Origin of the sequence: Nocardia asiatica NBRC 100129 (assembly GCF_000308415.1) — a bacterium.
GTDB lineage: Bacteria > Actinomycetota > Actinomycetes > Mycobacteriales > Mycobacteriaceae > Nocardia > Nocardia asiatica.
Genome location: NZ_BAFS01000005.1, coordinates 1 through 9,932, shown reverse-complemented (window position 1 = coordinate 9,932; position 9,932 = coordinate 1). Strand labels below are relative to the sequence as shown.

The 9,932-nt window shown below is 66.6% G+C and carries 8 protein-coding genes; 7 read left to right on the top strand and 1 reads right to left on the bottom strand.

The annotated features are described in order from the left end of the window. The 6 genes from ON27_RS00825 to ON27_RS41010 form a co-directional block, all read left to right on the top strand. Positions 1-1,048: oligopeptide/dipeptide ABC transporter ATP-binding protein (locus ON27_RS00825; RefSeq protein WP_043717835.1), on the top strand; the 1,048-nt coding region annotated here is incomplete at its 5' end. A gap of 12 nt (positions 1,049-1,060) precedes the next feature. Next, on the top strand, positions 1,061-2,761 hold the full coding sequence (locus tag ON27_RS00820) for an ABC transporter family substrate-binding protein (protein ID WP_043717827.1): 1,701 nt from the start codon (positions 1,061-1,063) through the stop codon (positions 2,759-2,761). Beyond that, the gene (locus ON27_RS00815) at positions 2,758-4,458 is read left to right on the top strand and encodes an ABC transporter family substrate-binding protein (RefSeq protein WP_043717825.1); all 1,701 of its coding nucleotides are present in this window, start codon (positions 2,758-2,760) and stop codon (positions 4,456-4,458) included. Before ON27_RS00820 ends, ON27_RS00815 begins: the two co-directional genes overlap by 4 nt. A gap of 37 nt (positions 4,459-4,495) precedes the next feature. Further along, positions 4,496-6,166, top strand: coding sequence for an ABC transporter family substrate-binding protein (locus ON27_RS00810; RefSeq protein ID WP_043717822.1), 1,671 nt, complete (start codon positions 4,496-4,498; stop codon positions 6,164-6,166). Next, positions 6,163-6,822 (top strand): hypothetical protein, encoded by a 660-nt coding sequence (locus ON27_RS00805; protein WP_245559728.1) that lies wholly within the window; start codon positions 6,163-6,165, stop codon positions 6,820-6,822. The genes ON27_RS00810 and ON27_RS00805 overlap by 4 nt, the downstream gene beginning before the upstream one ends. A 146-nt stretch (positions 6,823-6,968) precedes the next feature. After that, positions 6,969-7,973: a phosphotransferase gene (locus ON27_RS41010; RefSeq protein WP_157227055.1), complete on the top strand. Its 1,005-nt coding sequence runs from the start codon at positions 6,969-6,971 to the stop codon at positions 7,971-7,973. Positions 7,974-8,293: 320 nt separating this feature from the next. Here ON27_RS41010 and ON27_RS00795 read toward each other — a convergent pair whose 3' ends face one another. Beyond that, complete coding sequence (locus ON27_RS00795) at positions 8,294-8,812, bottom strand: GNAT family N-acetyltransferase (RefSeq protein ID WP_043717819.1); 519 nt, start codon at positions 8,810-8,812, stop codon at positions 8,294-8,296. 299 nt (positions 8,813-9,111) lie between these two features. Between ON27_RS00795 and ON27_RS00790 the strand changes: the two genes are divergently transcribed. Next, positions 9,112-9,849, top strand: a complete 738-nt coding sequence (locus ON27_RS00790; protein ID WP_043717815.1) for a FadR/GntR family transcriptional regulator — start codon at positions 9,112-9,114, stop codon at positions 9,847-9,849. Positions 9,850-9,932 lie beyond the last annotated feature (83 nt).

The following is a 9,932-nucleotide window of genomic DNA, read 5'->3' as shown; positions in this document are numbered from 1 at the left end:
CCCGCCCCGGCGTCCGCTGATCCCGATCGTCGGCGCGCCGCCCGCCATGCACGCGCTGCCGCCGGGATGCTCGTTCGCGCCGCGCTGCCCGGTCTCGATCGAGGAGTGCGCCGCCGCGGAACCCCCGCTGGAGCCGATCGAACCGGGACACGCCGCCGCCTGTATCCGGACCGCCGAGATCGGCACGAACGCGCTGTTCGAGGCCTATCGCAGCGAGATATCCGAGCCGGAGGCCGAGGCCGAGGTGGAACCGGATGTGGTGCTGCGGGTCTCGGATCTGGTGAAGGTGTTCCCGATCACCTCGGGCGTGCTGCTGCGCCGCCGCAAAGGCGAGGTCAGGGCGGTCGACGGCATCAGTTTCGAGGTGCGCCGCGGGCGTACCTTGGCACTGGTCGGCGAGTCCGGCTCCGGCAAGTCCACCACGCTCACCCAGATACTCGACCTGGTCACCCCGCAGGCGGGCGCCATCGAGATCATGGGCAGCGACGTCGCCGCGCTGAGCAAGGCGCGCAAGCGGGAGATCCGCCGGAAGATGCAGATCGTCTTCCAGGACCCCACCGCCTCGCTGGACCCGCGCCTGCCGGTCTTCGACGCGCTGGCCGAGCCGTTGCGCATCGACGGACGCCCGAAGGCCGAGATCGCCCGCCGCGTACCGGAGCTGCTCGCGCAGGTCGGGCTGCGTCCCGAACACGCCGACCGCTACCCGGCCGACTTCTCCGGCGGCCAGAAGCAGCGCATCAGCATCGCTCGCGCGCTCGCGCTGGACCCGGAACTGCTGGTGCTCGACGAACCGGTCTCCTCGCTGGACGTCTCGATCCAGGCGGGTGTGCTGAACCTGCTGCGCGATCTGCAGACCGAGCGCGGGCTGTCCTACCTGTTCGTCTCGCACGATTTGTCGGTGGTGCGCAACCTGGCCCACGACATCGCGGTGATGTATCGGGGCAAAATCGTGGAATACGGCTCTGCCGAGCAGATCTTCGCGGCGCCGACGCACGAATACACGCGGGCGCTCATCGACGCCGTGCCGATGCCGGCCGTGAATCGGTAGGGAAGGAACACGATGCGAATCCGGTCCACCCGAGGCTGCACCCGGCGACGCTCGGCGCGCTGGGCGGTTCCCGTCGTCGCACTCGGACTGGTCGTCGCGGGGTGCGGCGCCGACAGCGGCGAGTCGGCGACCGGTCTGTCCGACGCGCTCGGCACCACCAGCGACATCAACCCGAAAAGCCCGGAGGAGATTCGCGAGGGCGGCAACCTGCGCCTGGCCACCACGTCGTTCCCGGCGAACTGGAACACGCTGTCCAACGACGGGAACGACGGCGAGATCGGCGACATCGAGCGGCCATTGCTGCCGCGCGCCTTCGACACCGACGCGGCGGGGCAGCTCACGGTGAACACCGACTACTTCACCGACGTCCAGCTGACCAGCACCGATCCGCAACAGGTCACCTACACGATCAATCCGAAAGCCGTGTGGTCCGACGGAACCCCCGTCACCTGGGAGGACCTCCGCTCGCAGGCCAATGCGCTCAGCGGCGCGGACAAGCGTTTCCTGATCGCCATCTCGAACGGGTTCGACCGGGTCGAGAAGGTCGAGCGCGGCGTGGACGACCGGCAGGCCGTCATCACGTTCAAACAGCACTACGCGGAATGGCGGGGGCAGTTCGCCGGGAACATGGCGCTGTTCCCGAAGTCGGTGACCGCGGACCCGGAGGCGTTCAACCACAGTCTGGTCGACAACATGGGTCCGACGGCGGGGCCCTTCATGGTCGAGTCGACCGACCGGGCGCAGGGGCGCATCGTGCTGGCGCGCAACCCGAAGTGGTGGGGTGAGCGCCCGAAACTGGACACCATCACCTACAGCGTGCTCGACCGCGCGGCCTGGGTGGGCGCACTGCAGAACAACGAACTCGACGCGGTGCGGCTGAGCACGATCGACGACGTCAAGACCGTCCGCAACACCGCGGGGCTGGTCGTGCGCCGGGCGCCGGGCAATCGCTGGCGGCACATCACGTTCAACGGCGCTCCAGGCTCCATCCTCGCCGACCCGAAATTGCGCGTGGCCATCTCCAAGGCGATCGACCGGCAGGGCATCGCCACCGCCACCCAGAACGGATTGGTGGAGCACCCGAAGCCGCTGAACAACCACATCTTCCTGCAAGGTCAGGAGGGCTATCGCGACAACAGCCTCGGCTACGATCCGGCGGCCGCCGCGAAGGAACTGGACGATCTGGGCTGGAAGCTCAACGGCGACGTCCGCGAGAAGGACGGGCGCAAGCTGGTCATTCGCGACGTCATGTACAACGACCCCACCTGGGTGCAGATCGCGCAGATCATCCAGCAGAACCTGGCCGCCGTCGGGGTGGGGCTGCAGATCGACACCCGGCCGGGCGCGGGCTTCTTCACCGACGTCATCCAGCCCGGTGACTTCGACGCCGCCCAGTTCATCTTCTCCGGCGACGCTTTCCCGCTCAGCAGCATGCCGCAGATCTACGCCTACCACCCCGACGACCTGCAGGGGAATTTCGGCCGGATCGGCTCGCCGGAACTGAACGCCCTGATCGACCGCACCCTCTCGGAGCTGGACCCGGCGAAGGCCATCGAACTGGCCAACCAGGTGGATCGCGCGGTATTCGAAGAAGGCCACTCGCTACCGCTGACCCAATACGAAGGAAACTTCGGCGTCCGCGCGGATATCGCCAACTTCGGCTCCCCTGGGCTCGCGTCGTACGACTACACCAAGATCGGATTCGTGAAATGAGACCACTACAGCTGATCTCGAACCACCGGCGGCAGGCGCGAACCGTGCTGGTTCGGGCTTTGACCGTGGGCACGGCGCTCGCTCTGCTGGTCGGCTGCGGGTCGGGCGGTAACGAGGTCAAGTCGGGGTCCAACGCGATCGGCTCGACCAACGACATCAATCCACGCGATCCGAGCGAACTGCGCGACGGCGGTAACCTCCGTCTCGCTATCACCGCTTTCCCCGCGACGTTCAACTCCCACCACGTCGACACCGATGGCGACCTCGCCGAAGTGGTCGACTGGACCCTCCCCGGGCCGATCACGTCCGATGCCGCGGGTGAACTGTCGATCGACCACAATTTCTTCACCGACATCGCGCTGACGGAAACGAACCCGCAGCGAATCGTCTACACCATCAACCCGAAAGCGGTGTGGTCCGACGGCAGTCCGATCACCTGGGAAGATCTGCGCTCCCAGGCGGAGGCGCTGAGCGGCCGCAATACGGAGTACCGAGTCGCCGCGACGCAGGGCTACAGCCGGGTGGCCACCGTGGAGCGCGGCGCCGACGACCGCCAGGCGGTCGTCACTTTCGCCCAGCACTACGCGGAGTGGCGCGGCCTGTTCAGTCAGCTGTATCCGAAGGAGTCGACCGAGACGCCGCAGGCGTTCAACGAGCGCGACCGCAACGGTCTCACCAAGTCGGCCGGGCCGTTCGTGATCACCTCCGTCGACCGGGCACAGCAACGAATCGTGCTCAGCCGCAATCCGAAATGGTGGGGTGACACGCCGAAACTGGAGACGGTCACCTACAGCGTGCTCGACTACTCGGCCCGCCTCAACGCACTGCAGAACAATGAACTCGACGCCATCGACATCTCGGGCATCGAGGAGGTCAAGTCCGCGACCAACTCGCCTGGCATCATCGTGCGCCGCGCCTCGCGCCCGTACAACTCGCACATCACGTTCAACGGCGCGCCGGGGTCGATTCTCGCGGATCCCCGCCTGCGCGTCGCGATCGCGAAGGCCATCGACCGGCAGGGCATCGTCACCGCGATGCAGAACGGGATCGTGGAGAATCCCGTACCACTGAACAACCACATCTACCTCAACGGACAAAAGGGCTACCAGGACAACTCCGCGGTGATCGCCTATGCCCCGGACGAGGCGGCGCGCATGCTGGACGAACTCGGGTGGAAACTCAACGGAGACGTCCGCGAGAAGGACGGGCGTCAACTGGTAATCCGGGATGTGATGTTCCAGCAGGACACCTGGGTGCAGATGGCTCAGATCATGCAGCAGAATCTGGCGCGGGTGGGGGTCAAGCTGGTGATCGAGACGTACCCGGGCAACGGCCTGTTCACCGAGGTCATCGATCCCGGCAACTTCGACATCGCGCAGTTCAGCTGGCAGCGCAGCATTTTCCCGCTCGGCGCGCTGCCTCAGATCTACGCGTACGACCCGGCGAACACGCTGAGCAACAAGGGACGGATCGGATCACCCGAGCTGAACGATCTGATCGAGCAGACCATCTCGGAACTCGACCCCGAGCGGGCGATCGAGCTGGCGAACAAGGCCGATCGGATGATCTTCGAGCTGGTCCACTCGGTACCTGTCGCGCAATCGGCCGGCAACGTGGCCGTCCGTGCGGAGGTGGCCAACTACGGCGCCTTCGGGCTGGCTTCGCCCAACTATCTCCTGGCAGGCTTCGTGAAGTAGGCCGGTCCGCCGGACGCAACGAGCAGGAAGGACCACCATGCGGATTCACTCGGCGTGTGCCCGGCTGGCACTGTCGCTGGTCGTCGTGGGGCTGACCGTCACAGGATGTGGGGGCGACAGCGGTGTGGTCCCCGGCACCAGTACCGTCGGCAGCACCAACGACGTCAACCCCAGAGACCCGAGCGAACTGCGCGACGGCGGCAACCTGCGGCTGGCCCTTTCCAATTTCCCGGAGAGCTTCAATTATCTGCACGTCGACGGCGGGACGAAAACCGTCGCCGACATCATCGAAGCGACGATGCCCGTCTCCTTCGTCAGCGATGCGGCAGGTCAGCTGAGCATCGACCACGACTTCTTCACCGATATCCAGCTGACCGGCACCAGCCCCCAGCAGGTGGTCTACACCATCAATCCGAAGGCCGTATGGTCCGACGGCTCCCCGATCACCTGGGAGGATCTGCGGTCCCAGGCGAATGCTTTGAGCGGCAGGGACAACGCGTACCTCGTCTCCGGCACCGGCGGTTTCGAACGGGTCGGCAAGGTGGAGCGCGGCGCCGACGACCGGCAGGCGGTGGTGACCTTCGATCAGCCGTACAGCGAATGGCAAGGACTGTTCAACCCGCTGTACCCGAAGTCGGTCACCGCGACCCCCGACGCCTTCACCAACGCGGCGAAGAACAACTTGCCGCTCAGTGCGGGTCCCTTCGTGGTCGCCGCCATCGATCGCAGCCAGAATCGCATCGTGCTCGGGCGCAACCCTCGGTGGTGGGGTGATACGCCGAAGCTGGACTCCGTCACGTTCAGTGTGCTGGATTATGCGGCGTGGCTGCCCGCGATCCAGAACAACGAACTCGACATCGCCTACATGTCCGGCATCGAGAACGTCAGCGGAGCGCGCAACGCCAAGGACGTGGTCATCCGGCGCACGCCGGAGCCGACGTGGTCGCACATCACGTTCAACGGCGCACCCGGATCTCTGCTCGCCGATCCACAGCTTCGCATCGCCATCTCGAAGGCGATCGACCGGCAAGGATTGGTCACCGCCGCGCAGAACGGCATCGTCGAGGATCCCAAGCCGCTGGACAATCACATCTTCGTCGCGGGGCAGAAGGGCTATCAGGACAATGCGGCGCCCATCGCCTACGACCCGGACGAGGCGGCGCGCATGCTGGACGCACTCGGCTGGAAACTCAACGGCGACGTCCGCGAGAAAGACGGCCGGAAGCTCGAACTGCGCGATGTGATGTACCAGCAGGACCAGTGGGTGCAGACCGCCCAGATCGTGCAGCAGAACCTCGCCCGGATCGGCGTGAAGCTGATCATCCAGACCGTACCCGGCACCGGCCTGTTCACCAATGTCATCGATCCGGGCAACTTCGACCTGGCCCAGTTCAGCTGGGTCGGTTCGGTCCTTCCGCTCGGCGCGCTCCGGCAGATCTACTACTACGACCCCGCCAATCTGCAAGGCAACAAGGCACGCATCGGCACCCCGGAACTCAATGCGCTGATCGAGCGAACCCTCTCCGAACTCGACCCGCAGAAGGCCATCGAGCTGGCCAACGAGTGCGATCGGATGATCTTCGAGGAGGGTTACTCCATCCCGCTGCACCAGGCGGCGGGCACCTACGCCGCCCGAACCGACCTGGCGAACTATGGCGCGTTCGGTCTCGCCACGCCGGACTACACCAAGGTCGGCTTCCTGAAGTGAAAGCCGGAACGGGCCCGCTGGCCTATCCGCTCACGGTGACGATCGGCGCCCTCGCGGTCTGTGCCGCGTGGGCGCCGTTCGGCACGCTGGATCAGGTGGCGGGGATCGCGGCCGTAGCCCTCGGAGTCGTCGGATACACGGCCTACCGGCTCGCGGTCGCGTTCGGGCTGCTCGGGTTCGGGAGTTCGGGCGCCGTGCGCACGGCCCGAGTCACCCGCGTCCGCCAGCAACATCGCCTCGTCAGCCGATCATGGCTGCAGATCGACAGCGCCAACGGTCCACGATGGCTTCCGGTCTACTTCGACCCGGCGCTCCCCACTCTCACCGAAACCGACGCCGAACTGACCGGCCGCACCGTGCACGTCTCCGGACGTCGCCTCTATCCTTCTGGCCGTCTCCGCGATGCCGAGCCCCCCGGCCGCCTGGTCGACAATCCAAGCCGTCCTGACCCTGATGCATCCGTCAAAACCGCGAAGGCCGTCCGGCTCCGTCGCCGGCTACTGCTCGACGCCCAGTCGGCCGTCGCTGCCCCGATCGCGGCCCTCCTATGGATCTATCTCGACGGCGGAGGACTCGCCACCTTTTTCGCCGCTTTCACAGTCGCGGCCGGCGGGTGTATCTGGCTGTCCGCTGTGCGCGGTTCGGATCCCACGTGAGGACCGATCAGGCGACGACCGGCGATTGTTCCCACCTGCGACCCGTCGCGTGCAGCCCGAGCAGGAAAGTGATCATCCGTTCCGCGCCCACTCCACCGACCTCAGGACCTTACTTGACCGGCGAAGTCGCAGCTATGCCAGCAATCATGGACCCACACGAACTCGAGGCGACACTGCGTTTCTCCGGCTGTCTGCCCACAGCCGAGCATGTCGCTCAGGTAGCGGTACGCGGCCTCGCAGGGTCCGGGCTGGTCGGCGCGGTGCAACGTGTCCTGGTCACTTACGACCCACCGGGCAGTTCCGGCCCCGCGTCGCTGATCTACAAGGAAGCAACGGACCGATTCGCCGAAAGCCGCGACCTCGCGATGGTAGAACTCGGCTTCTATCGGTATCACCAGGCGAATCCCGCTCCGTTCGATGTGCCCACGGTGCTGGCATACGGCGTCGACCCGGCCCCCTGGGTCGTCATGGAGGATCTCGGCGACGAAGGCTTCGTCCGTCAGATCGAAGGCTGCTCAGCTGATCTCGCCTTTCGGGCGATGACGGCGCTGGCCGGCGTGCACGCGTGGTGGTGGCGTCGCGAATTGCCCGCGGAACTGAACTGGGCGCTGCCACCGGCGGATTCGCGAGTCGGGCGATTCTGCCGACGCTGGCTGCGCAGCTACCAGGGTGATTGGCCGCAAACGCTAGGGCAGGCACCCGCTCTCGTGGTGGACAAATTCGACCAATTGGCCGACCTGCTCGCGCCGGCACACCGGACCATCGCGCACGGCGACTTCCATAGTCAAAATATCCACTTCGGTGCGCACCGCTGTACCTTGATCGACTTCCAATTTCTGCAGCACGCGTCCGGAATGCTCGACGTGGCACGTTTTCTCGCCACCAGCTTGACGACCGATACCCGGCGGGCGATCGAAGCCGATCTGCTTCGCGCATACCACGAGCGCCTCGCCGAACTCGGCGCCGGCCGGGCGGATACCGAGCAGTGGACCATCGAGTTGCGTGCCGGGTTCTTGTGGAATCTGTGCACGCCGCTCGCGCTGCACGTCATCGGCCTGGAGCGCGGCGGAGGATGGCCCGCCCGATTGCCCATCCTGGAACGCTGCGTGGCTGCCGTCGACGACTGGAATGCCCTGGACCTGCTGCGCTGAGCCGATGGAACAGACTGTGCTGATCAGCGAAGCGCGGGCAGCGGCGGTAGATTGGGTGTCGGGGCACGCCGAAGGCACGCCATGGTTCCACAGCGCTCACTATGCCGGCTCGACGGTCGGAGTCCCCGGCGACAGTCCACTGCCGCCTGGGTCCGACATCGATGTCGTGGTAGTGACGTCCTCGTCCGGTCACGGCCCCAAGCCGGGAAACTCAGGTACTCGCGCATTATCAGCACTTTGCTGCTCGACACCGGCGGTGGAACGGGTTTCGAGCCGTCCCACCGCCGGTACCGGTCAGCCGTTGGGCTGACCGGTACCCGCTAGTCGATACCGAACGGCGTGGCGTAACGGACCGTGCCGTGTGGCAGCGGGTGGGCAGGGTCGAGCGTCAACGCCATCAACGCCTCGTCCGGCACCTCGATACTCAGGCCGATACCGTGCTCGGATGCCCGGCCGAAGCCGAAGCGCGGGTAGTACGTCGGATGCCCGAGCACGATGACGAACAGCTCGCCCATCCGCGCCGCCGCCGCGAGCCCGGCCCGGATCGCGGCGGCGCCCGCGCCGGTCCGCTGGTAATCGGGCAGCACCGCGCAGGGGCCGAGGCACAGGGCCGGTGTGCTGTCGACGTGGCAGCGAGTCAGCAGCGCGAAGCCGACCGGCGTGCCGTCCGGCAACGTGCTGACGATGGACAGGCCGTCGATCCATGCGGGGTCGTCGCGCAGCGCGTCGACCAGATCGGCCTCCTCGGCTCGGTCGAAGGCCGCGCGGTTGATCTCGTGGATCGCGGGGATATCGGCATCGGTTTCGGCGCGCACGCGCCAAGCGATGGTGGAACTCAACTCGGATTCTCCGTGTTCTGATGGTCGGTAGCGGACACGGCACCACCGTCACGCGAGCCGGATGGCTCGCAACACGAACGCCGGAAAGAGAAATCAGACCAGGACCCGGGACAACTGGACAGTCTGGGCGTCGTGAGTGACGGCGGTCTTCGGCGCGGTCATCCCGCCCCACCTCCTTAGCGTCCACAGCCGATCGAAACGCAGAGATGCTAGCGCGGACGGTCGTACGCGGGCCACCGAATTATGAGATATTGGTCTGACCACTTGACCTCCTGACCAACAAGGCGCACAGTAATCGCATGGCTTTGCAACCTGTGGTCAAGCGGTCGGTGTCGGCGGACGTGTTCGAGCAGATCGCCGCGGACGTGCTCAGCGGCGAGCTGGCGCCGGGGGCGACCTTGCCCAGCGAGCGGCAGTTGGCGGAGGCGCTGGGGGTTTCTCGGCCCGCGGTGCGGGAGGCGCTACAGCGGCTGGCCGCGGCTGGGCTGGTGTCCGTGCGCCAAGGAGACGCGACGACCGTCCTGGATTACCGGCGCGGCGCGGGGCTCGAGGTGCTGCCCAGGTTGCTGGTGCAGGCGGGGGAACTGGACCCCGCGGTCGCGCGCAGCATTCTGGAGGCCCGGCTGCACAACGGGCCGAAGGTGGCGGAATTGGCCGCGCGCCGGATCGGCGTGATCGGCTCCGACGAGGTCCGGCCCCTCCTGGCAGCCTCGGTCGAAGCGCTCGACCTGGCCGAGGATCCGATCGCCCAGCAGCGGCACGCGATGGAGTTCTGGGATCACGTCGTGGACGCGGCCGACTCGATCGTCTTCCGGCTGATGTTCAACATGTTGCGCGCCGCCTATGAACCGGCGCTCGCGGCGCTGGCCCCGATCATGTCCGCCGAGGTGGGCAACGTCGAGGCATACCGCGAACTGGCCGCCGCCATCGCCGCGGGCCGGCCACAGAAGGCCGCCACCACCGCTCGGGCGCTGCTCGAGCCGGCGACCACCGCCCTGATCGAGGTCCTCGGCGGACCGCCGGTCACGCACAGCTAGGAACCCTCATGACCAAATCGAATGCATCCGAACGTGATTCGGTCGAAGCGAACGCACGGGAACGGGTGCGCAGGGACGAGCGG

Coding starts and splice junctions, on each gene's coding strand:
- ON27_RS00820 (WP_043717827.1), top strand. CDS start 1,061: ATGCGAATCCGGTCCACCCGAGGCTGCACCCGGCGACGCTCGGCGCGC.
- ON27_RS00815 (WP_043717825.1), top strand. CDS start 2,758: ATGAGACCACTACAGCTGATCTCGAACCACCGGCGGCAGGCGCGAACC.
- ON27_RS00810 (WP_043717822.1), top strand. CDS start 4,496: ATGCGGATTCACTCGGCGTGTGCCCGGCTGGCACTGTCGCTGGTCGTC.
- ON27_RS41010 (WP_157227055.1), top strand. CDS start 6,969: ATGGACCCACACGAACTCGAGGCGACACTGCGTTTCTCCGGCTGTCTG.
- ON27_RS00790 (WP_043717815.1), top strand. CDS start 9,112: ATGGCTTTGCAACCTGTGGTCAAGCGGTCGGTGTCGGCGGACGTGTTC.